This window comes from Streptomyces sp. NPDC088197, from assembly GCF_044741185.1.
Lineage (GTDB): Bacteria > Actinomycetota > Actinomycetes > Streptomycetales > Streptomycetaceae > Actinacidiphila.
The window spans coordinates 322,715-345,409 of record NZ_JBIUSD010000001.1 but is presented as its reverse complement, the minus strand read 5'-3'; the positions used below and the strand labels follow the sequence as shown (position 1 = coordinate 345,409).

17 protein-coding genes are annotated in these 22,695 nt (G+C 72.5%); 9 read left to right on the top strand and 8 right to left on the bottom strand.

Annotated features, from left to right (window positions below; genetic code table 11):
• Positions 1–52: 52 nt before the first annotated feature.
• Positions 53–937 (top strand): sigma-70 family RNA polymerase sigma factor, encoded by an 885-nt coding sequence (locus ACIOC1_RS01545; RefSeq protein WP_401851080.1) that lies wholly within the window; start codon positions 53–55, stop codon positions 935–937.
• A 99-nt stretch (positions 938–1,036) separates the two neighbouring features.
• Here ACIOC1_RS01545 and ACIOC1_RS01540 read toward each other — a convergent pair whose 3' ends face one another.
• Positions 1,037–1,813 (bottom strand): alpha/beta fold hydrolase, encoded by a 777-nt coding sequence (locus ACIOC1_RS01540; RefSeq protein WP_401851077.1) that lies wholly within the window; start codon positions 1,811–1,813, stop codon positions 1,037–1,039.
• Positions 1,814–1,876: 63 nt separating this feature from the next.
• Between ACIOC1_RS01540 and ACIOC1_RS01535 the strand changes: the two genes are divergently transcribed.
• Positions 1,877–2,293 carry a MarR family winged helix-turn-helix transcriptional regulator gene (locus ACIOC1_RS01535; RefSeq protein WP_401851075.1) on the top strand — a complete coding sequence of 139 codons (417 nt, stop codon included), beginning with the start codon at positions 1,877–1,879 and terminating at the stop codon, positions 2,291–2,293.
• A 71-nt stretch (positions 2,294–2,364) separates the two neighbouring features.
• Here ACIOC1_RS01535 and ACIOC1_RS01530 read toward each other — a convergent pair whose 3' ends face one another.
• On the bottom strand, positions 2,365–3,399 hold the full coding sequence (locus ACIOC1_RS01530; protein ID WP_401851074.1) for a hypothetical protein: 1,035 nt from the start codon (positions 3,397–3,399) through the stop codon (positions 2,365–2,367).
• Positions 3,400–3,478: 79 nt separating this feature from the next.
• Positions 3,479–4,576, bottom strand: coding sequence for a glycoside hydrolase family 26 protein (locus tag ACIOC1_RS01525; RefSeq protein WP_401851071.1), 1,098 nt, complete (start codon positions 4,574–4,576; stop codon positions 3,479–3,481).
• Between the two features lie 547 nt (positions 4,577–5,123).
• Between ACIOC1_RS01525 and ACIOC1_RS01520 the strand changes: the two genes are divergently transcribed.
• The 4 genes from ACIOC1_RS01520 (at position 5,124) to ACIOC1_RS01505 (ending at position 10,695) form a co-directional block, all read left to right on the top strand.
• The gene (locus ACIOC1_RS01520) at positions 5,124–6,443 is read left to right on the top strand and encodes a glycosyltransferase family 2 protein (RefSeq protein ID WP_401718267.1); all 1,320 of its coding nucleotides are present in this window, start codon (positions 5,124–5,126) and stop codon (positions 6,441–6,443) included.
• Positions 6,436–7,713 (top strand): glycosyl hydrolase, encoded by a 1,278-nt coding sequence (locus ACIOC1_RS01515; protein WP_355336486.1) that lies wholly within the window; start codon positions 6,436–6,438, stop codon positions 7,711–7,713. Before ACIOC1_RS01520 ends, ACIOC1_RS01515 begins: the two co-directional genes overlap by 8 nt.
• Entirely contained in the window at positions 7,710–9,356 is a 1,647-nt protein-coding gene (locus tag ACIOC1_RS01510) for a glycosyltransferase family 39 protein (RefSeq protein ID WP_401851067.1), read from the top strand. The genes ACIOC1_RS01515 and ACIOC1_RS01510 overlap by 4 nt, the downstream gene beginning before the upstream one ends.
• A gap of 148 nt (positions 9,357–9,504) precedes the next feature.
• Positions 9,505–10,695 (top strand): glycoside hydrolase family 26 protein, encoded by a 1,191-nt coding sequence (locus ACIOC1_RS01505; protein WP_401851064.1) that lies wholly within the window; start codon positions 9,505–9,507, stop codon positions 10,693–10,695.
• An 87-nt stretch (positions 10,696–10,782) separates the two neighbouring features.
• On the opposite strand, the gene ACIOC1_RS01500 is transcribed toward ACIOC1_RS01505, so the two are convergent.
• Positions 10,783–12,648: a discoidin domain-containing protein gene (locus tag ACIOC1_RS01500; protein WP_401851063.1), complete on the bottom strand. Its 1,866-nt coding sequence runs from the start codon at positions 12,646–12,648 to the stop codon at positions 10,783–10,785.
• 273 nt (positions 12,649–12,921) lie between these two features.
• Between ACIOC1_RS01500 and ACIOC1_RS01495 the strand changes: the two genes are divergently transcribed.
• Positions 12,922–17,397, top strand: coding sequence for a hypothetical protein (locus ACIOC1_RS01495; protein WP_401851957.1), 4,476 nt, complete (start codon positions 12,922–12,924; stop codon positions 17,395–17,397).
• 339 nt (positions 17,398–17,736) lie between these two features.
• Here the strand turns inward: ACIOC1_RS01495 and ACIOC1_RS01490 are convergent, their stop codons facing one another.
• The 3 genes from ACIOC1_RS01490 to ACIOC1_RS01480 form a co-directional block, all read right to left on the bottom strand.
• The gene (locus ACIOC1_RS01490; RefSeq protein WP_401851060.1) at positions 17,737–18,558 is read right to left on the bottom strand and encodes a helix-turn-helix domain-containing protein; all 822 of its coding nucleotides are present in this window, start codon (positions 18,556–18,558) and stop codon (positions 17,737–17,739) included.
• Positions 18,559–18,883: 325 nt separating this feature from the next.
• Positions 18,884–19,273, bottom strand: coding sequence for an MmcQ/YjbR family DNA-binding protein (locus tag ACIOC1_RS01485; protein ID WP_355336481.1), 390 nt, complete (start codon positions 19,271–19,273; stop codon positions 18,884–18,886).
• 108 nt (positions 19,274–19,381) lie between these two features.
• Positions 19,382–20,617 carry a zinc-binding dehydrogenase gene (locus ACIOC1_RS01480; protein WP_401851057.1) on the bottom strand — a complete coding sequence of 412 codons (1,236 nt, stop codon included), beginning with the start codon at positions 20,615–20,617 and terminating at the stop codon, positions 19,382–19,384.
• 117 nt (positions 20,618–20,734) lie between these two features.
• On the opposite strand from ACIOC1_RS01480, the gene ACIOC1_RS01475 reads away from it, so the two are divergent.
• Positions 20,735–21,298, top strand: coding sequence for a TetR/AcrR family transcriptional regulator (locus ACIOC1_RS01475; protein ID WP_401851954.1), 564 nt, complete (start codon positions 20,735–20,737; stop codon positions 21,296–21,298).
• 23 nt (positions 21,299–21,321) lie between these two features.
• On the opposite strand, the gene ACIOC1_RS01470 is transcribed toward ACIOC1_RS01475, so the two are convergent.
• Positions 21,322–21,804 (bottom strand): helix-turn-helix transcriptional regulator, encoded by a 483-nt coding sequence (locus ACIOC1_RS01470; RefSeq protein ID WP_355336479.1) that lies wholly within the window; start codon positions 21,802–21,804, stop codon positions 21,322–21,324.
• A 165-nt stretch (positions 21,805–21,969) separates the two neighbouring features.
• Here ACIOC1_RS01470 and ACIOC1_RS01465 point away from each other — a divergent pair, with 165 nt between their 5' ends.
• The gene (locus ACIOC1_RS01465) at positions 21,970–22,242 is read left to right on the top strand and encodes a helix-turn-helix transcriptional regulator (RefSeq protein ID WP_355336478.1); all 273 of its coding nucleotides are present in this window, start codon (positions 21,970–21,972) and stop codon (positions 22,240–22,242) included.
• Positions 22,243–22,695 lie beyond the last annotated feature (453 nt).

The window sequence follows — 22,695 nt, the reverse complement described above, 5'->3', positions numbered from 1 at the left end:
CCGTCCGGCGGGTCACTGCCACGACGACGAGGTGACGGAGGTGGGTGGCCCGATGGACGAGCACGAGTTCCTGGCGGCGCGTTTCGAGGAGCAGCGCGGCCGGTTGCGCGCGGTGGCGTACCGGGTGCTCGGCTCCACCGGCGAGGCGGACGACGCGGTGCAGGAGACCTGGCTGCGGCTGAGCCGGATCGACGCCGACGAGGTCGACAATCTCGCCGGGTGGCTGACCACGGTGGTGGCCCGGGTGTCGCTGAGCATGCTGCGCTCGCGCGGCAGCCGCCGCGAGGAGCCGCTGGAGACGCCCTCGGGAGGCCCGGTCACGCGCGCCGCCGCGGCCGAGGACACCGACCCGGAGCAGCAGGCGCTGCTCGCCGATTCGGTCGGGCTCGCCCTGCTCGTCGTCCTCGACACGCTCGGTCCCGCGGAACGGCTCGCCTTCGTCCTGCACGACATGTTCGCCGTTCCCTTCGACGAGATCGCGCCGATCGTGGAGCGCTCGCCCGCCGCCACCCGTCAGCTCGCCAGTCGCGCCCGGCGCCGGGTGCAGGGGGTCGCCGTCGTCGACGAGGAGCGCTCCGCGGTACGGCGCCGCGCCGTGGTCGACGCCTTCCTCGCGGCCTCCCGCGGCGGGGACTTCGAGGCGCTCCTCGAACTCCTCGACCCCGATGTCGTGCTCCGGGCCGATCCCGCCGCCGCCCTGTCCGGCGCCACCTCCGTCCGCGGCGCCGCCGCCGTCGCCACCACCTTCCTCACCCGGGCCAAGGGGGCTCGCCGCGTCCTCGTCGACGGGGTCCCCCAGCTCGCCTGGATCCACGACGGCCGGGCCCGCGCCGTCTTCACCCTCACCGTCAGCCCATCCGGGCGCGTCGCCGAAATTCACGTCCTCGCGGACGAGGCCCGCCTCTCGCTCCTGCGGGTCGTCGTCGTGGACGAGTGACCCTCCCCCGCGCCGCGAGGACGGTTCCTCTGCCGTGGGGGTTCGCCGGTGGTTCTTGGGGCGCGGCCCCTGGGCGGTTCTTCTGCCGGGTGCCGGGGCCTAGCGGGCGCGGTAGGCGTCGATCGCCGCGAAGGTCGCCTCCGGCTGCTCGATCTGCGGGAGGTGGCCCGCCTTCGGGACGACCTCGAAGCGCGCGTCGGCGAAAGCGGCGGCGTACGCGGCCCCGTACCCCGGTGTGAAGACGCGGTCGCTCTCGCCCCAGAGGACGAGGGTCGGGACGCGGACGTCGGCGAGCCGTTCGCGCAGGCCGGGCGTGTGCATGTACGGGTCGCCCGCGATGATCCGCATAGTGGCCATGTTCGCCTGGCGCGCGGCCAGTTGACCGGCCGGGAGGGTGGCGGGGTCCACGAAGAAGCGGTCGGGGTCGTGGAAGGAGCGCTCGGCCACGCCCCGCGCGTCGAGCGCGAAGAAGTCCGTCATTGGCTCGCCCTCGACCAGCACTCCGGCCGCGTCGATCAGGACGAGCCCGGTGATCAGGCCCGCGCCGTCCCGTACCGCCATCTCGGCCGCGATCCAGCCGCCGAGCGAGGAGCCGATCACCAGGACGTCACGCAGCCCGCGCTCCCGAAGCAGCTCCAGGTACGCCACGGCGAGGTCGTCCACGCCGTCGTACGCCTCGGGCCGGGGCGTGCCGTCCCAGCCGGGGAGGGTCGGGGTGAGGACACGCGCGGTACGGGCGAGGTGGGCGCCGAGGCCCGCGACGGTGAAGGGGCCTCCGCCGCCGTGCAGCAGCAGTACGGGGCGGGCGGCGGCGGCATCGGTCCCCGCGTCGGCGGGGCCGGTCTCGGCAACGGTGAGCTGCGATGAGGTCGTCATACCGTCGACTGTAACTAAGGATATTTATATAAGCAAGCTTAGTCGGAGTGTTAGGCTGTGCCCATGCCCGTTGAACTCCAGCTCCTCGGACGAGCCGTCAAGCAGGCGCAGTACCGCCAGCACCGCGCCCTCGACAGTCGCCTGGCCACCGTCGGCACCACCCTCGCCCAGTGGGACGCCCTGCGCGCCGTCGCCCGCACGCCCGGCGCCTCGGCCCGCGACCTCGCCGCCGCGACCTTCCAGACCGAGCAGTCCTTCGGCACCCTCGCCACCCGCCTCGCCGACCGCCACCTCATCGACCGCCGCCCCGGCCGTGGCCGCCGCATCGAACACCACCTCACCCCCGCCGGCGAAGCCCTCCTCTCCGCCGGCCACCGCATCGCCGACGAGGTCCTCTCCTCCGCCTTCTCCGCCCTCGACGACACCGAACGCGCCACTCTCCTCGCCCTGTTGCGCCGCATCGGCGAAGAACCGACGTGAGCCCGTGACCCTGTTACGGGTCACGGGCTCACAAGAAGGCGCGGTCGCGTGGCGTCAACGACCCCTGCGGCTCAGTCCAGTTCGGTCAGCCGGGTCAGGGTGTAGCCGGCGATGCCCTGGCCGGCGGCGATCGCGTCGTCGTCCTTGACGCCCGCGGTGCCGTTGTTGGGACCGGCGATCGTCGTGTAGAGGTAGCGGTCGTGGACGGCGTGGGTGACCGCGCACGCGACCTTCTCGCAGAAGTTCGGGATACCCGACTTGTTGGTGAGCGGGATCAGTTCGCCCTTGAAGGCGCTGTTCACCGCGTTCGCCTCCTTGGCGCTGGGGAAGACCATCACGCCGACGGTCACCGACGACTTCGCCGAGGTGTAGGTGGCGAGCACGACCTGGGCGCACTTGTTCGGCCCGAGCGTCGGCCCGAGACCGCTGCGGGTGGCCTTCCAGCACGGCGCTTCGTGGCTGGTGGTCTTGCGCGTGAAGGTCTGGCCGTTGACCCGCGTGGACGTGTCGGAGAAGAGGTCCTTGCCCTGCATCGTGGGCGTCGAGGTGGCGCTCGGTGATCCGGTCGGTGATCCGCTCGGCGATCCGGTCGGTTCCGTGCTCGGCGAATCGCTGGCGACATCGCTCGGCTGGACGGCCGGCGCGGTCGTCTGCTTGTCCTTGTCGTCCTTGGCGACGGTGTCGCCGTCCTTCTTGGACCCGCCCATCAGGAACAGCGCGGCGCCGCCCGCCAGCGCGAGGACCACGACGGCGGAGACGGCGATGATCAGCATCCGCTTCTTGCGCGCCCGCTGCTCGGCCACGTGCTGGTCCGCGAGCGCCGACCAGTCGGGCTCGTTGGGGTTGGGCACATACGGCTGCGGATGCGGGATCTGCGGAACCCCGGGCCTGATCTCGTACGGAGAGCCCTGGTGGACCGGCTGCGAGAACTGGGTCGGGGGGAAGCCGTAGCCCGGTTGTGCCGGTCGCGCCGGTTGCGTCCGCTGCGCCGGTTGTACGGGCGGTGTCTGCCGCGCAGGTGGCGTCTGCTGCTGGTCGACCTGCGGTACGGCACCGTTCTGGTGCGGTATGCGAGGATCTTCCGGGGGCCCCGTGGGAGTACTCATGGCCGGAGGAGTTCGCCTTTCCCGTCACTCATTTCGGTGAATCATAGCGTCAGACATGTACGCGGGGTGTCTTCTCCCCTTATTGGGGCGCATCGGGAGTGACCGGCCACGGGCTCAGGGTGAGGGAATCAAGTCCCTTCCGGAATGCGGCCTTGGTCTGCGGATTGACGTCGAAGCGGTAGTCGTACTGGCCGCCTTCGTCCACGCTGTGCTGGAACCACACGAAGCCGATCACATTGGGCGTCCGCTTGATCCAGCGGAAGAGGTCGGCGGTCCAGCCGGGTTGCTGCGGTCCCGGTGAACTGCCGGTCTCGCTCAGCAGGATCGGCTTGTGCGAGAACTTCGTGATCTCGTCCACCGTGGGCTGGATCACCTCGGTGGCCGTCTTCTCGCCGAAGCCGTAGCCGTCGACACCGATCCAGTCGACGTAACTGTCGCCGGGGTAGAGCGGCTTGAGCGGGACGCCGCGGGCGCCGCGGAGCGCGTTCGGGCTCCAGACCCAGATCACCTCGGTCGCGCCCACGGCCTGGAAGAGGTCGTGGATGTGCCGCCACGCCTTCACGTAGTCGCCCCGCGAGTTGCCGCTGTTCTTCTCGGACCAGGGGTACCAGTCGCCGTTCATCTCGTGCGCGAAGCGCAGGGCGATCGGCTGTCCCGCCGCTTTGACCTGGCGCGCGAATCGGATCACATAGGAGTCGAACGACCCCGACGCGATCTTCTTCAGCGAGTACTCCGGCTGGTCGGCGGCCCGTGACTTGGCGAACGGCTCCCAGGTGAGCAAGGGCACCGCGCCCTGTTTGTAACTGAGTTCGGCGTCGGCGGCGGAGAAATCCTCGTTCCAGCCCTGGTAGTACTCCAGCATTCGCGGGTGACGCCCCGACGCCACGGTCACGGCCGCGGTGGTCGCCCATGCCGGCGCGTGGAATGTCGCGACGCCGAAATAGACGCCTTTCGGATGCAGATACTCCGCCTTGCTCAGGGTTTTGGTGCGCGTCACGGGGTCTGCGGCGGATGTTCCGGAAGGCGTGGACTGTGAGGGATTGCCGGAGTCGTCGATGCGCTCCTGGCCTCCGGAGGAGCACGCGGCCAGCGGCAGCAGCAGGGCGCCCACGAGCGCGCCTGCCAGGGCGTTCACCAGGAAGGGCCGCCGCCGCGTCCCTCGTGTGAGCACATTCATTCCCGGCCATTCTGCTCGGCGAACCGTCACGGGAAGCATCTCATCAGACGAACCTATGGTCGTCTCTAGGTGTGCGGGCGGTGCGGCCGTGGCCGGTTCCACGAGCCGGGCCTCCGGGTCGGCCGGGCCGTCGCGCACCGAACCGGTGCGACGGCCGCACGACCGCACGGGCGCGGAGGCGCGGAGGCGGGGAGGCGGGGAGGCGGGGAGGAAACGCGGAGGCGCGAAACGGCGGCGGGACGGGGTGAGTCACGGGCGGGACGGCAGTGACAGCAGTCCGATGGGCACAGGACCTACACGACTGTGACCGGGATTTCACCGCTCCGGTCGTTTGTCCAGGTAATTCGCCGCCGGGCGGAACGGACTTGTCATCGGGGTGTAACACAGCTCACGCGACAGGGCCGTTGTGTACGTGGCAGAGGCGTTACTCAAGGTGATCCTGTGAGGGACGCTAAGGTTCATATGATAAAAATCGTGTCACCACTTACGCTCTCTACGGCACGCCGCCTTGTATGTGGCTCGGGGGAATCGGCGCGATAAGGAAGACATGCTGGCGTTCTTGCTGGAGATCCGTGAGTTGCGGCTCCAGGGGGTGGTGTACCCCTTCGCCGCCTTCATGGCGCTGATCTGGTTGCTGTGGCTGATCAAGGTCGTCCTCGCGCGTCGCTACAAGCCGTGGAAGCGCCCGTTCCAGACCACCACCTCCGTGATCATTCCGGTGGTGGACGAGCCCGAGGACCTCTTCCGCGAGGTCGTCGGCCGGATCATCGACCAGCGGCCGACCGAGATCATCGTGGTCATCAACGGCCGCCGCAACGAGGCGCTTGAGCACATCTGCGACGACCTCGGCGTGTTCTGGCGGTGGACCCCCGTCCCCGGCAAGCGCAACGCGCTCAAGGTCGGCCTGGCCGAGTCCAGCGGCGAGATCGCCGTACTCGTCGACTCCGACACCATCTGGACCGCCAACACCCTCAGCGAACTGGTCAAGCCCTTCCGCGACCCCCAGGTCGGCGGGGTGACGACCCGTCAGCGCATCCTCCAGCCGAGCCGCACCGTGCTCACCCGCTGGGCGGACTGGCTGGAGAGCGTGCGCTGCCAGTACGCGATGCCCGCCATGAGCGTGCTCGGCACCGTCGGCTGCCTGCCCGGCCGCACCATCGCCTTCCGCAGCCACATCCTCTTCGACTGCATGGACGCCTTCCTCGGCGAGAAGTTCCTCGGCGTCTTCCTGGAGGTGAGCGACGACCGCACGCTCACCAACTACACGCTCAAGGCCGGGTACAAGACCGTCTACCAGTCCACGTCGCTCGTCTACACCGACGCCCCGCTCCAGTTGAAGAAGCTGGCCAAGCAGCAGTACCGCTGGGCACGCGGCTCGCAGTACAACACGCTGCGGATGATGCCGTGGATGCTGCGCAACGCGAAGATGCTCGCGCTGTTCTACTTCGCCGACGTCGCGGTCCCCTTCGTGCTGCTCGGCACCTTCGCCTCCTGGCTGATCGCCGCCTTCCACCGGGGCCGGCCCACCATCTACCAGGACCTGCCGCTGCCCGGCGACCCCACCAAGGCCCTGGTGCTGCTCCTCGCGCTGGCCGCCGTGATGTCGCTGTTCTCGCTGATGTTCCGCTTCGGGCGGCACTTCGCCTACCGGCCGCAGGACCTGCTCTTCCTGCCCACCTTCATGGTGATCAACACCCTGCTGCTGCTCCCCGTGCGCCTGCTCGGCTTCTTCCGCTGCGCGCACAACGCGAGTTGGGGCACCCGCGCCGACAGCTTCGCGGGCGAGAAGTCGCACAGCGCCCTGGTCCTGGTGCCGTACGTGATCGGCGGCCTCATGCTCGGGGGGTCGGTGATGATGAGTGTCTAGCCACAACGGGCCGGCCGCCAACCGGTCCGGCAGCCGGGCGGAGGCCAAGCGACGGCGCAAGAAGCCGTCGCACTGGTGGAGCCGCGGCACGGGCATCCGGCTGCGGATCTGGATGGCCGTCAACGCGGTCCTGCTCTCCGCGCTGTCCTACGGCGTCTACATGGCAGTCGTCTCCAACGCGGAGGGCACCGGCTACTCCGGACTCGGCGGGGGCAGCAAGAGCAACCCGGGACTGCTGGACCGGCTCAAGGGCAAGAGCGACCCGAACGTGCCGACCAAGCAGCAGTTCATGAAGCCGGACGGCATCTACTTCGGCGCGGCCACCGTCAAGGCCCCCTACGACGCCAAGGAACTGGACGAGTTCACCACCGACGACGGCGGCATCCGGCCGACCATGGCCTCGTTCTTCCTCGACTGGGAGCACGAGTTCAACCCGTACTCGATGACGGCGGCCTACGAGCACGGCACGCTCCCCGTGCTGACCTGGGAGCCCTGGGCGGGCGGGGTGCAGAATCCGGCGGGCGGCGTCATCCTCGACACGAACACCGATCAGCCCAAGTTCCGGCTCGGCAACATCATCAGCGGCAAGTTCGACGCCTACATCACCCGTACGGCCACGGCCATCGCCGACGCCAAGTGGCCCCTGGTGCTGCGCCTCGCGCACGAGATGAACGGCGGCTGGTACCCCTGGTCGGAGGCGGTGAACGGCAACAAGCCCGGTGAGTACGTGCAGGCGTGGCGGCACGTGCACGACCTGTTCGACAAGGCCGGGGCCACCAATGTGATCTGGACCTGGTCGCCGAACATCATCCGCCCGAAGCCGAAGGTGAAACTCCAGCCGTACTACCCGGGCGACGACTACGTCGACTGGATCGGCATGACCGGCTACGGCGTGCGCGAGAAGACCCCCGCGATCACCTTCGGTGCGACGGTCAAACAAGTGCGGACCTTCGCCGACAAGCCGCTGATCATCATGGAGACCGGCGCGCAGATCGACAAGCAGCAACTGAACTGGGTCCGGGCCTTCTTCCCCTGGCTCCAGGCCCATCCGGACATCGTCGGCTTCATCTGGATGCAGAAGGACCGGGACACCGGCGCCCGCGCCAACTGGCGCTTCACCTCAAGCAAGGCCGAACAGCAGGCGTTCCAGGCCGGTCTGGCCACACTGCGGCTGGCGACCGGGCAGACGAAGACGTCGTCCGGTCCTTCACCGGGCGCGCCGCCGAGCGGTTCACCCGGCACCTCCCCGTCTTCCGGGAGCACCCCATGAACGAGCGGGAAGTGCTGGATCCCCACCCCGATCACCCCGACACCATTCCCATCTCGATCATTCCGCAGCCGCGGAACTCCCATCACGGCCAGGGCGAGTGGGAGATCCAGGACGACAGCACCGGGGACCGCCCCGCCCCGGGCGGGCGGGCGGCGCGCCGGCGGGAGGAGAAGCGCCAGGAGGAGAAGCGGCGCGGGATGGGCCGCGCCGCGATCATGCTGCCGCCGATGCTGGTGACGCTCGTCGCGGGCGGGTACCGGGTGGGCGCGGCGCAGGTCAGGGAGGACGAGGCGGCGACGTGGTGGGCGGCGCATCTGTCGTGGTCGGACCTCGGGCGGCTGCTGGACAACACCGATGTGGTGCTGGCGCCGTACTACGTGCTGATGCACATCTGGGTCGCGGTCGCCGGGAGTTCGCCCGCGATGCTGCGGGTGCCGTCGGTGGTGGCGATGGCGGTGACGGCGGGACTGCTGGCGCTGCTCGGCCGCCGGATGTTCGACGCGCCGACCGGGCTGGTCGCGGGGCTGGTGTTCGCGGTGCTGCCGGTGACGACGCGATTCGCGCAGGAGGCACGGCCGTTCGCGCTGGCGGCGCTGTCGGTGGTGGCGGGGGCGCTGCTGCTGTACCGGGCGCTGGACCACGTGGGCGCGGACCGGTGGGGCGGATACGCGTTCGGGATGCTGTGCACGGGGCTGTTCCACCCGGTGGCGGCCACGGTCGTGGTGGCGTATCTGCTGATCACGCTGGCCACCGAACGCCAGCGCACCGGGGCGTGGTTGGCGGTGACGCTGGTGCCGGTCGCGCCGCTCTTCGCGGTGCTGATGCTGGCGCGCGGCCAGAACCACCAGGACCCGCAGGGCGGCACCGATGTGCACGCGCTGCTGCGGCTGCCGCAGGAGCTGATCGGCTCGCAGCACGCCGCCCTCGCGGTGGGCGGCCTCGCGCTGCTCGGGGTGCTGCTCGGCCGCAGGAACGGCGTACCGCTGCTGGTGTGGGCGGTGCTGCCGCCGGTCGCGCTGTTCGGACTGCGCTCTTACGGCAACCTGTTCACGCCGTCGTACTTCGTCTTCACCGTGCCCGCCGTCGCGCTGCTCGCGGGCGCCGGGGTGTGCGGTCTGGCCAAGCTGCTGCCGGGCAGGGAGGGCGGGGCGGCGACCCGGCAGATCGTGCTCGGCGCGGTGGCCGCCGTCGCCGTGGCCGCGGTCTCGCTGCCGGCCTTCAACGGCCTGCGCACCGACCCGCGGCCCGGACTCCCCGACTACCAGGCCGCGTCGGCCTGGCTGCGGACGCAGACGCGCGGTGGCGACGGGGTCGTCTACAGCGGTGAGCTGGACAAGGCGATGCGGGGCACCGCGTACCAACTGCACGCCGTGGCCGACCAGCCGGACGCGGTGTACGTGACGGTGTCGCCGCAGCGGGACGGTACGTACACCGGACAGCCGTGCTCCGCGCCCGTGGTGTGCACCAAGGACGTCCAGCGGATCTGGCTGGTGGCCACCGCGCCGCGCACGCCGTACGCGGGGATGACGGCCGACGAGGGGAGATTCCTCCAGACCGAGTACAAGGCGGGCACCGCGAAGGACTTCGCGGGCGGCCTGCGGATTACGCTGTTCGACCGGCTGCCGCGGAAGTCGGCGCGGTAGCGGGCGCGTTGGGCGCGCCGACCGGGCCGGTCGCGGGCGTGGCCGGTCGCGGGCGGGGCCGGGCCCGACGGGGGCGGGGCGCGCGGGGGCAGGGTGCGCGGGGCGTTCAGGGAATCGTCGGGGGAACGGGTGACGGAGGCGGGGGAGCATGCTCGGGGGAAGACGCGACCGGTGGACGCGCGGAGGTCCGCTCGTCAACTGGCCGGGGCGGCTGTCCAGCCCCTTCTACGGCCAGGTCTGGAGCCGGGCGAAGTACGTCGTGCCCGCCGCGGTCCTCGCGCTGCTGATCGGGGTCGCCGCGCTCGCCTGGGGTGACGGCGGGGACGGGGGCGGCGACCGTAGCGCGGGAGCCGACCGGGCGGCCGACAGCGGCGTGGGCGACAGCGGCGTGGGCGACGACGACGGGGTGTCGACCATCGCGCCGGGACCGCCGCGGACCGCCGTGCCCGACAAGGACGCCATCCGCCGACCGCCCGCCGGGACCACGTACTTCGGCGTCGCCAAGCCCGACGCGCCCTGGAATTCGGCCGTCCTGGCCGGAGTCGGCCGCGACGCGGGCGGCGTCACGCCCAACATGGTGGAGTACTACGTCAATTGGACCCGCGGCTTCGACCCGGGCCCGGTCCGCGCCGCCTACGCCCAGCACGCCGTGCCCGTCGTCTCCTGGGAACCGTGGGCGGGCTCCGCGAAGGGCACCGAGCAGCCCTCGTACGCGCTGCGCACCATCATCGACGGTGCGCACGACCCGTACATCAGGTCCTTCGCCGAGGCCGTCAAAGCCAACCGTTTCCCGATCGCGCTGCGCTTCGCCCACGAGATGAACGGCCACTGGTATCCGTGGGCCGAGCCCAACGGCGGCAACAGACCCGGTGAGTACGTCGCCGCGTGGAAGCACGTCCACGACATCTTCCAGCAGGCCGGTGCCACCAATGTGATCTGGGTCTGGGCCCCGAACACGCTGCGCGGCGCGGACGACATCAGCCTGAAGTCCCTTTATCCGGGCGACGGTTACGTCGACTGGATCGGCCTCGACGCCTACGGGATCGCCGAGCGCACGGCGGGCGAACTCCTCGACCCGTCGGTGAACGCCCTGCGCGCGTTCACCGCGAAGCCGCTGCTCATCACCGAGACCGGCGCTCAGCCGGGCGGGCGCAAGGCCCTCTGGATCGCCAGCCTCTTCCCGTGGCTGGCGAGCCGCCATGACGTCATCGGCTTCATCTGGTTCCAGTACACCCACGCCGAAGGCGGCGGCTCCGACTGGACGTTCATGTCCAGCACTGCGGCGCAGGAGTCCTTCAAGGCGGGAGCGAGGACGTTGCGGCTGGCACAAGTGCCGTGACGCGTACGGCTGTTCGTACGCGGGCCGCCCCCGGCGCGTGCACCGGGGGCGGCCTTTGATGCTTACGTGCTTACGTGGTCCTGAGGGTCAGGTGCCGAGCACCTGGAACTCCCAGAGCGAGTAGCCGTACTGCGTGGCGCGCGCCGTCCCGTACATCCGCACGTACCGCCCGGTGCCGGTGACGTTCAGCGTCTGATTGCCGCCGGTGCCGGTGGTCGTGGAGTAGACGTCCGTCCAGGTGGTGCCGTTCGCGGAGGTCTGGATCCGGTACGCCGTCGCGTACGCGGCCTCCCAGTTGAGCTTGACCTGGCTGATGGTGTGGCTGGCACCGAGGTCGACCTGGAGCCACTGCGGGTCGCTGAAGGTGCTGGACCAGCGGGTGCCGGGGTCGCCGTCCACCGCGCTCGCCGCCGTGAAGCTGCCGTTCTCACTGGACGAGGCCGTGGCCGTCTTCCCCTGCGACAGCAGGGTGGGCGTGCCGGGTCCGCCGGGGTCGCCGCCGCCGGACGTCGGTGTGCCGTACAGCGCCAACTCGTACAGCGAATCGCCGTATTGGGATGTTCTGGCGGTCGCGTAGACCCGTACATAGCGGGCCGTGGCCGACAGCGCGGTGTCCTGGATGTCGGCCGGACTGTTGTTGTTGGAGTAGACCGTCGTCCAGGTCGTGCCGTTGGCCGACGTCTGTAGCTGGTAGGCGGATGCGGCCGCCGCCTCCCAGACCAGACTCGCGTGCGTGAGGTTGTAGGACTGGCCGAGGTCGACCTGGACCCACTGCGGGTCGCTGAAGCCGCTCGACCAGCGGGTGGTGACATCGCCGTCGGTCGCGTTCGACGCGGGGAACTGCGCGCTCTCGGTCGAGGAGGCCGTGGTCGGCTTGCCCTTGGCGATGTTGGTGCCGGTGCTGCCGGGCGCGGCCTTGTTGTAGACCGCCACGTAGTCGACGTTCAGCGAACCGCCGCTGACCGTCGCCGCGTTGGGGCCGCCACCGAAGGCGGCGGGGAAGCCGCCGCCGATCGCCAGGTCGAAGATGATGTAGAAGCTGTGGTCGACGGCGTTGGCCCACGCCGTGGCGTCCACCTGGTTGGAGCTGAGCGTGAAGTAGTTCGCGCCGTCCAGGTACCAGCGGATCTGCTCGGGTGACGTCGAGCGGTCGATCTCCACCGCGTACGTGTGATAGCCCGTCTGGCAGCCGGAGCAGGCCCGTTCACCGCTGCCGACGCCGCTGGACTCGTTGCACGCGCCGCCCGGATTCGTCCCGCAGTGCAGGGTGCCGAACACCGAGCTGCGGCCGTTGATGTCCTCCAGGATGTCGACCTCGCCGGAACCCGGCCACGGCACGCCCACGCGCAGCGGCGACCCCAGCATCCAGAACGCGGGCCAGTAGCCCGCGCCGTTGGCCGTGGTCACGTTCGGCTGCTGGATCGACGCCTGCATCCGGACCACGCCGCCGGGCTGCGCGCCGAAGCCGTCCGCCTGCGTCTCGACCCGTCCCGACGTCCAGCCGGTGTTCGGGTCCGTGCCCGAGTGCAGCGCCTTGAGCACCAGATGGCCGTTGCCGTCCTGGTAGACGTTGGCCGTGCTGTTCGTCATCGTCTCGATCTCGCCGGTCCCGAAGGTCCAGCCCTCACCGGCGTCGTAGCGCCATGTCCCGGTGTCCAAGCCGGTGTTGGCGGCGCCGTTGAAGTCGTCGCTCCAGGTGGTGGTGAAGCCGCTCGGGGCGGCGGGGACGGCGTTCGGCTGTACGGCGGCCGGTTGTGCGGCCTGCTGCGCCGCCGGTTGTGCGGCCGTTTGTGCCGCCGCGGTCCGGGTCGCCGTCTGTGGGGAGACGGTGCCCTTTCCCGCGGCCGACGCCGACGCCTGCGGCGAACCGGCCAGCGCCACCGCGGCCATCGCGCTGACGGCGACTAATCCGACGCCCAGCCGTTTCCGCAAGCGCTTGTCTCTCATCGACATGCCTGCTCCTTGTGTGGGGGGTTGCGTGAGAGCGCTCTCTCCACGCGAGAGTCGGCCTTGCCCCAGCCCCTGTCAAGGCTTCCGGCAACGTTTACGGAGCCGTCCGCGCGCCGTACGGGAGGAGGACGGTGCCCCGCCAGGGAGGTATGCGGCAGCGGTGTGCACCCAGTGCAATTCCGGGCCGTGGCCGTCCCCGTGGGGCGCGGGTCTGCGTAGCGTGGCAGCTCTGTCCGTCGAGGGGAGTGCGCGGTGTCGGGACGTCCGGAGAAGGAGATGGCGCCGGGCGACGACCCGGTACGCCAACTGGCGCGCGAGCTGCGCGACTTGCGGGAGGCGGCGGGCAAGCCGACGTACCGGACGATGGCCAGGGGCGCGGGTTTCGGCGCGAGCACGCTGTCGCGGGCCGCCTCCGGCGAGACGCTGGCGACGCTGCCGGTGGTCCTGGCGTACGTCCGCGCGTGCGGCGGCGATCCGGCCGACTGGGAGCGGCGCTGGCGGGCGGCGGCCACGCGGGCCGCGGGGCCGCGGGACGCCGAGGACGGCGACGACCCGGCGCCCTACCGCGGCCTGGCCCGGTTCGAAGCGGGCGACGCCGACATCTTCTTCGGCCGCGACCGCCTCACCGACCGCCTGCTGGAACTCACCGCCCGCCGCCGCTTCACCGCCGTCTTCGGCCCCTCCGGCAGCGGCAAGTCCTCCCTCCTGCGCGCCGGCCTCATCCCCCGCCTCCAGCAAGTCGCCGACCCCGCCACCCGCCCCGCCGCCCTCCGCATCCTCACCCCCGGCGCCCATCCGCTCCGCGACCACGCCCCCCACCTGACGCCTGCGGCGAGCTCCACGTACGACCCTGCGGCCAGCACCGCGGGCATCCCGGCCCCCGGCCCGGCGGGCGGTCGTGCGACGGGCACGTCGGCCGATCCGGAGGGTGGTCCCGCGACGGCCTCGGCCGCGAGTGCGGCGACGGATTCGACCGACGGTCGGGCGGCTGCCCCGGGACCCGGCCCGGCTCCCAGGGGTGTGACGGATTCGAAGGGCGGTCGGGCGGCTGAGTCCGTGAGCGGTTCGGATCGCGGCCCGGCGGGCGGTCGTGCGACGGGCACGTCTGCCGGTCCGGAGCGAGGCCCGGAGGGTGGTCCGGCGGACGGGCACGCGTCTGGTCCCGCGACTGCCTCGGCCGCGAGTGCGGCGACGGATTCGACCGACGGTCGGGCGGCTGGGCACGCGTCCGGCCCGGAGCCTGGCGTGGCGGGTGGTCCGGCGACTGGGCACGTGATCGGCTCCGAGCCCACCCCGGAGGGCGGTCGCCCTGCCGGGCACGCATCCGGTCCTGCGTCCGGCTTGGCGGGCGGTCGTGCGACGGGCACCGCTGGTTCGGCGGCTGGGTACGCGGCTGACGCGGGGTCCGGCTCGTCCGGCGGTACGGCGGCTGGGCATGTGACCGGCTCCGAGTCCGGCCCGGAGGGCGCTGGCGCGGCTGGCTCCACGGCTGGTACGGCGATCGGCGCGACCGGCGGTCGGGGGGCTGGTCCGGGACTCGGGCCGGTGGGTGGTCGGGGGGTTGGTGCGGGGTCCGGTGCGGAGGGTGGCGGGGGGGATACATGGCTGATTGTGGATCAGTTCGAGGAGCTGTTCACGCTGTGTGCCGACGCGGCGGAGCGGGAGGGGTTTATCGAGCGGCTGTTGGCCGCGGCGCATCCGGCGGGGCGGACGCGGGTGGTGATCGCCGTGCGGGCGGACTTCTTGGGGCGGTGTGCGGAGCATCCGCGGCTGATCGGGGCGTTGCAGGACGCGACGCTGCTGGCGGGGCCGATGGACCGGGACGAGTTGCGGGAGGCGGTGGTGCGGCCGGCGCAGGCCGCGGGGCTGATCGTGGAGCGGGCGCTGTCCGCCCGGGTTGTCGCGGAGGTCGTGGGGGAGCCGGGCGGGCTGCCGTTGATGTCGCACGCGCTGCTGGAGACGTGGCGGCGGCGCGCCGGCCGGGCGCTGACCGAGCGGGCGTACGACGAGGCCGGTGGTCTGCACGGCGCCATCTCCCGTACGGCGGAGGACCTTTACCACCGGCTCACCGCCGAGCAGGCGGCCCTCGCGCGCCGCGTGCTGCTCCGCCTGGTCATGCCGGGCGACGGCACCCCCGACACCCGCAGACCGGTGGCCCGCGCCGAACTCGCCCTGGGCGCGGACGACACCGCCGTCGTCCTGGACGAGCTGGCCAGGGCCCGGCTGATCACCGTGGACGACGGGACCGTCGACCTCGCCCATGAAGCCCTCATCCAGGCGTGGCCACGGCTGCGGTCCTGGATCGACGCCGAGCGGACCCGGCTGCGCGTGCACCGTCGGCTCACCGACGCGGCGGTGATGTGGCACGAACTCGACCGCGAGCCCGGCGCGTTGTACCGGGGCTCGCGGCTCGCGGCGGCCGAGGAGGCGTTCCCGGCGGCGGAGGCGGACGGCGGACCCGACGAACTGACGCCCACCGAAAGGGCGTTCCTCGACGCGAGCACCGCCGCCCGCCGCCGCGAGGAGCAGGCCGCCGCCCGAACCACCCGCAGACTGCGGGCGTTGACGGCGACCCTGTCCGTACTCCTCGTCCTGGCCGTGGCGGCCGGGGCGACGGCGTGGACGCAGAGCCGCAGCAACGAGCGGCAGCGCAGGGCCGCCGACGCCGCCCGGCAGGTCGCGCTGTCGCGGCAGCTCGCCACCACCTCGGACGCGCTCGTCGGCTCCGACCCCGAACTCGCCTCGCTGCTGGCCGTCCAGGCGTACCGCGAGAGCCCCACCACCGAGGCGGTGGTCAGCCTCGAAGCCGCCGCCGCGCTGCCCCTCAAAGCCGTCCTGCGCCCGCCGGACCGCGAACACGACGTGGAGTCACTGGCGTTCAGCCCGGACGGCCGTACCCTCGCGACCGGCGACAGCGCGGGCACGGTGATCCAGTGGGACGCGGCGGGCGGCCGGGTCCGCTCGACGGTCGGCCACCCGAGCGCGGGCGCGACCGCGCTGGCGTACGGCGCGGACGGCCGCACCCTCGCGATCACCGGCTGGAAGGGAGAGTTGGACCTGCGCCCGGTGTCCGCCGAGGGCGGCCGGGCGGCCAGGACCGTGGCCCTCGGCACTGAGCCGCCGCTGGACTGGGAACTCGGCCCCGACGCCCGCACCGCCGTCACCGCGGACCGCGGCGGCGCGATCAGGCTGTGGGACGTGGCGACCGGCCGCGACCGGCGGATCGTCACCAGCCGCGAGAAGATCCCGGGACCGATGGCGTTCTGCGCGGGCGGGCGCGTCGTGGCGATGTCCGACGCCGGGCGGATCCGCGAGTGGGACACCCGGACCGGCCGCCCGCTGGCCGACTTCGCCGCCAGGTCGCAGACCCACGAAGTCCCGGACGACGGAGGGGACTTCCTCGACCTCGCGTGCGGCCCGGACGGCCGCAGCGTGGCCACGGGGGACTTCGCCGACGGCAAGGTGCGGATCCGGGACGCGGCGACCGGCCGCGTACGCGCGGTGCTGTCCGGCCACGCGGGCCAGGTCGGCGCGCTGGCGTTCAGCCCTGACGGCCGCACCCTCGCGACCGGCGGCGACGACCGGACGGTACGGATCTGGGATGTGGCCACGGGCAGGGCCCGTGCGGTGCTGTCCGGTCACACGGGCACCGTCCGCGCGCTCGCCTTCAGCCCGGACGGCCGCACCCTCGCGACGGCGGGCGCGGACCGCACCGTACGGCTGTGGGACGTGACGAACGGCCCCGCCGTCCTGCCCGGCGTCGCGGCGGCGGCCTTCGGCGGCGGTGGCGTCGTACTGGCCGGAACGGACGGCGGACTCCGGCTGCGCGACACGGCCACCGGACATGTGCGCGTCCTGGCCGGTCCGTCCCCGGGACCGCCGCCGGTCGCGGTCGCCGTCACCAAGGACGGTCGCGCGGTGGCCAGTTGGGACGGCGACGGCTCGGTGCGGCTGTGGGACACCGTGTCGGGGCAGGTCACCGCCACCCTTGCGGCGGTCGGGAACGCGGGCGGCCTGGCGTTCAGCCCCGACGGCCGTACGCTCGTCATCGCCGACTACGACGGCCGGTTGCGGCCGTGGGACGTGCGCGCGCACCGCTTCCGTACGACCTTCCGGGTGTGGATCGCACCCGGCACGGGACCCGTCTTCGGCCCGGACGGCCGGATCGTGGCCGCGCAGACCGTGGACGGCGCGGTCGCGCTCGTCGACCTGGGCACGGGGGAGACCCGGTCCATCCTCAACGGCGCTCCTGTGCACGGCAGTTCGGGCAGCATGCCCATGGTGGACTCGGGCGTCGCGCTCAGCTCGGACGGGCGCACGGCCGCCGTCGGCACCTGGGACGGTCACGTCCTGCTCGCCGACCTGACGACCGGCCGCACCCGCGCGCTGGCCACCGGCCGTACCGCGCCCGTGACGTCGGTGGCCTTCACCCCCGACCGCCGGACCGTCGCGGCGGGCGACTGGGACGGCCCCGTGCACCTCCTGGACGTGGCCACCGGACACGTGCGGGCCACCCTCACGGCGGCGCCCCGCTCCGCAACCGACCTCGCCTTCGGCCCCGACGCGCACACGCTCCTCGTTCTCGACCCGCAACAGACCGTGCGGCTGTGGGCCGTTGACCTGCCGGACCCCGCGGCTGCCGTCACCGCCGTCTGCCGCGCGGTCGGCCGCGACCTCACCCGGCAGGAGCGCGGCACGTATCTCCCCGACGAACCGGCCCGCCCGGTCTGCGGCACCACCACGGACCGCTGAGGCCCGCCCGGTCTGCCGCACCACCGCCCGCTGAGGCCCGCGCCGCGCGGGCCCGGCATTGCGCTCTCGGTCAACTCCCTTGCGCACAGGGCCGATGACGGGCGGCTCGGCCCCCGGCAGACTCGGTGGCCCGGCGCACGGGGGAGGGTGCCCGGGGCCGGTGGGCCGAGAGCGCGGCGCGCGGTGCGGTTCGTCAGTGGCGACGACGATCGGGGAGGACGACCGCAGTGAGCCGCGATGGGGGCAGGGGTCGCGCCTCGGCCGACCGGTCGTGTGGGGCGGGGAGTTCGGGCGTACGGTCGCCCGCTCGGCGGGCGTGTGCGGGGGCGGTGTGGACGCTCACGCGCTCAACAGCCGCCTGCGGTAGGCGCCGGGCGCGACGCCATACTCCTTCTTGAAGGCACGGCCGAAGACCGCCGCGTCCGGGAAGCCCCACCGCGCGCAGATCCGGCTGACGCTGCGGTGCGCCATCCGAGGGTCGGCCAGATCGGCCCGGCAGCGGTCGAGCCGTTCGGCGCGGACGTGTCCGCCGACGGTACGGCCGCCGTCCTGGCGGAAGAGGTGGTGCAGGTAGCGCACCGAGATGTGGTGCGCGGAGGCGATGGCGGCGGGCGACAGCCAGGGCGCGGCGAGGTGGCGGTCGATGTACTCGCCTATGGCGCAACGGAGTTCGAGGGTGCGGGACGCGGGTACGGGCGCCGGTTCCGCGAGCTGGGCCAGGAAGGCCGTGGCCAGGCTCAGCGCCGCCGAGCCGAGGCGCGCGCCTTGCGGGGCGAGCACCGAACCGGCCGCCTGGTCGGCGAGCCCTTCGACGTAGTGCGCCAGCAGCGCGGCGGGTCCGGTGTCGGAGGAGAGCGGGCGCGCGACCAGGTGCCTCAGCGACCTGGCGGGCACCGGCACCGCCTCGCGCGGCAGGTGCAGCACGATCGCCCGCCCTCGCGGCGCGGCGGACTCGACCGCCCTGACGAGCAACGGCCGTGAGGGCTCCCACAGCCCCAGCTCGCCGGCCTCCAGCCGCGTACCGGCCCGGTCGCGCTCCGCGTCCCCGCCGAGGTCTCCGCCACCGGTCCGGCCGACGTTCCCGGCACCGTTCCCGGCAGCGCTCAGGTCCCCCCGGTCCACCCCGTCCGCCCGGCGCAGCGTCAGCGGCCCCTCCGACACCAGCGCCAGCCGCCAGTGGTCGACCCCCGGCCCAGGCCCAGACCCATGCCCCGGTCCACGTCCAGGCCCCTGCCCAAGCCCAAGCCCCGGCCCCGATCCCCGCCCCGGCCCCGGCCCCGGCCCCGGCCCCGGCCGTACGGTCAGCGGTCCCGGCGGGCGCACCACCGTCAGCCAGACCTGCCCCAACTCCCATGCGTACGGACGTGCTTCGTCCATCGGCGGTGCTGCCCTTCCGCGACGATTCCCGCGGACCCCGTATGCGACGCCCGTGAGATTGATTCCACGGCAGCGCGGATTGATGGGCAGCCCCCGGCCGCCGGGTGAATCAATTCCGTTCGGGGCGACGGCCGTTCGCCGGGAACGTCTCGACCAGCTCTTGCGGCGCCGCCTGCTGCCACGAGTCGAGCAGGATGTCGTACAGCTCGCCCTCGTCCTCGAGCGCCGCCAGCCGCGCCCGTACCCACGACGAGTGGGCCTCGTGCGCGGGCACCCAGAACTTCTCCGGCTCCGAGGCGATCAGCTCCGCGCGCTCGTGCCGTGGACAGCGCACCGCGAACGACGTCCCGTCGTCGGGCACCGTCACATACATCCGGCGGCCGACATGGAACGTGGGATGTCCCCACAACTCCTTCTCGACGGTCCCGGGCAGCCCGAGCGCCACGCGCCGCACATCCCCGCTCCCCAGCACTGCCCGCCGCCCCACGACTCTCCCCATCCCGGCTCCGTCCGCGTGCCCGCGCGCCCGCCTCGCTCGAACGCACCCAATTCCACCACGGCGGGGCGCGCGTGCGGGGGAGGCCGCCGCCCGGCGCCGCGGGCGGCCCTACGGGTGCAGCACGATCTTCCCCACGTGCCCCCTGCGGGCCAGCTCCTCCTGCGCCCGCGCGGCCCGCGCGAGCGGGAACGTCGCCGCGACGACCGGCCGGACAGCGCCCTCGCGCGCCAGGTCCATGAGGAGCCCGAAGTGCGCGGGCGTGTGCATCGAGGAGCCGATCACCCGCGCGTTGTGCAGATACAGACGGCGTACGTCCAAGGTGACGCCGTACCCGCCGAGCGCCCCCGCGACCACCCACCGGCCGCCCTCGCGCAGCAGCGGCAGGCACGCGCTCACCAACTCCCCGGCGACGACGTCGAGTCCGATGTCGATGCCGTCCGGGGCGGCGGCGCGGATCTGCCCGGCGACGTCCCGCGCGCGGTCGATGACGACGTGCGCGCCCGCCGCGCGGACCGCGTCGGCCTTGGAACCGCTGCTGACGGCGAGCACCTTCGCGCCGCGCGCGCGGGCGAGTTGGGTCAGGGCGAGGCCGACGCCGCCGGACGCGCCGGAGACCAGGGCGGTTTCGCCGTCCCGCAGCCCGCCGCGCTCGATCATGCCGAGCGCCGTGCCGTACGCGGTCGGCAGCGACGCCAACTGGTCGTCCGTGAGCGGGGATTCGGTCATGTCGTGCACGCGGCCGACCGGCGCGGTCACGTACTCGGCGTAGCCGCCGTCGCGTTCGCTGCCCATGAGACCGATGGGATTCGCGTCCTGGCGGTCGGAGTCGTAGACGGCCGGGTCGATGACGACGCGGTGGCCGAGGAGGCCCGCGTACGGGTTCGGCTCCGCGGCCGCGCCCCGGGCCGCCGCCTCGGCGGCGTTCCCGGCGACCGCCCGCGCCGTATCCCGGTCAACCGCCCGCACCGTATCCCCGTCAACCACAGCGCCCCCGTCGAGGCCAGTGCCCCCGTCGAGGCCAGTGCCCCCGTCGAAGCCAGCGCCCCCGTCGGCGGAGACGTCCTCCCGTGGCCCGACCGCCACGACCCGCCCGGCCACGTCGGCCCCCTGGATCCGCGGAAAGTCGATCGGCCCGCGCCAGCCCGACAGCGCCGTCGCGTCCTGCGGGCTCCCGTACGCGCCCTCGCGCGTCCACAGGTCGGTGTTGTTGAGGGCGACGGCGGAGACCTCGACCAGCACCTCGCCCGCCCCCGGGGCGGGCACAGGCACCTCCACCGCCTCCAGCACCTCCGGCCCGCCGTGACCGGCGATCCGTACCGCACGCATGGTCCCGGGCACGCTCATCGCTCCACCGTCCTCTTGAGTACACTGATCTGTGAACATCAACCCACGGTACACCGATCAGTGAAGGGGGGCCCGATGCCGGAGGTCCAGGAGGCGGAAGCGGGCGACGTACGGCCCATGACCGCCGCGGGCCGCCGTATCGCGGCGGCTGCCGAGGAGCTGTTCTACGGGCGCGGGATCACGGCGGTGGGCGTGGACCTGATCGCCGAGCACTCGGGCGTGACCAAGCGGACGCTGTACAACCAGTTCGGCTCGAAGGACCGGCTCGTGGCGGTCTACCTCGGCGAGCGCGACCGGCGCTGGCGGGCCCTCGTCCGCGCCGCCGTCGACGCCTGCGACGACCCCGTCGAGGCCGTCACCGCGCCCTTCGAGGCGCTGCGGACCTGGAGCGCGACCAACACCCGCGGATGCGCGTTCATCAACGCCCTGGCCGAACTCCCCGACCCCGCGCACCCCGCACACCGCGTCGCCGCGGACCAGAAGCTCTGGCTGCTCGGGCTCTTCGAGCGCCTCGCCACCGCGGCGGCCTGCGCGTCCCCCGCCGCCCTGGCCACCCGGCTCCTCCTGCTGCACGAGGGCGCGCTCGCCACCCAGCCGCTGCCGCTCGACACACTCGCGGAAAGCGTCGCTCTGGCACGGGAGTTGGTACGGGCGAGCGCGCCGTCCTCCGGCGCGGCCTGAGCGCCGACGGGTGAAGTCGGCTGCTAGCCAGGGGCCTTGGGCGTGAAACCGTCCGGGTCCTGCGCCAGCAGCCCGTGCACCCGGCCGACGAGGCTGCTGTCCTCGGACGGGCTCAGTCCCTCGCGCGCGGTGCGGAGCACGGCTTCCACCAGGTGCCAGCGCTCCTCCAGGCGGTCGTACGCGCCGGAGGGGATGGCCGAGGCGGCGTCGATGTCGCGCTTGCGGGCCGTGAGGTCGCGCAGCTCCTCGGCGGCGTCGGGGCGGCCGACGTCCTCGAACTGCTCCGGGCGTACGCCGACGACATGCGCCATCCGGGCCAGCGTCTCGTCACGGCCGCGGACGGGGACCGGTGTCCCGTCGACCGACTGGTAACCGCTGACGATCTGCCGCCACCGCGTGTCGCTCATGCCGGCTCGCCGCGAGGCCTCCCGCTGGGAAAGGCCGGACGCCGCGAGCGCGACCTTGATCAGCTCCCCCTCGGGCGGCGCGTCCGGGCGCTCAGTCATGCGGCGAGCTTCGCACAACTACGCATTATGCGTCCAGCGATACGGCGAAGAGGGGCGGGTATCGGCCGGTCTGGCCTGCGCATATGCGCGGCGGCAACGTGCGCAGGTGTGCGTAGTTCCCGATAAATACTTGTGCTACGCGCTACTACGCGCTAGTTTTTGCCCATGTCGCACCGCACCCGGCCGAGCAGGCTCCATCAGGAGCCCGAGGCCGTCACCTGGGCGCGGGAGAAGTCCGGGCTGACCAAGCGGGCGCTCGCCGACCAGGTCGGCATTTCGGAGCAGCTCATGGGTGAGATCGAGTCGGGCTGGCGCAGCGCCACCCCCGCCAATCTCATCAAGATCGCCGATGCGCTGAACTGCCCGCTCGTCGTCCTGGAGCGCAAGCGCCACGCGGGCGCGGTCCGTACCGCCGCTCCTGAGGGCGCGGCCGAATGAGGCCGGGGGGCGCACGCCGCGGCCGAATGAGGCCGGGGCGCGCACGCGAAGGAACGCTCGACGCGTGGATTGGCATATGCCAAAGTCGTGCGACTCGCGGCCTGCGGGGCCGGGGCGGCACATCATGAGATGAGTACGCGGAGGCCGCCGCCGCATCCCACGAAGACGGCCCCCGCCCAGCCGGATTACCGGTCGTTGACGTGCTGATGGATCCAGACGGCAATCTGGACGAGCCACCAGCCCATGCGTAATCGATCGGTAGTCCGCAGCCTCTTCGGCCTGCGGTGACGCGCCACTGCACTGCTCCTCTCTCCGGACACCGCCGAATGCGATGTACGGAGAGGGCACCAGCGTCCAGGCGCCCGGCTGACGGTCAGGTTACGCGGCCGTACTCTCCGTGTCCGGCGGTCGGTGAATTGCCCCGCTTGACCGTTTCTGCCGGTGCCATCACTT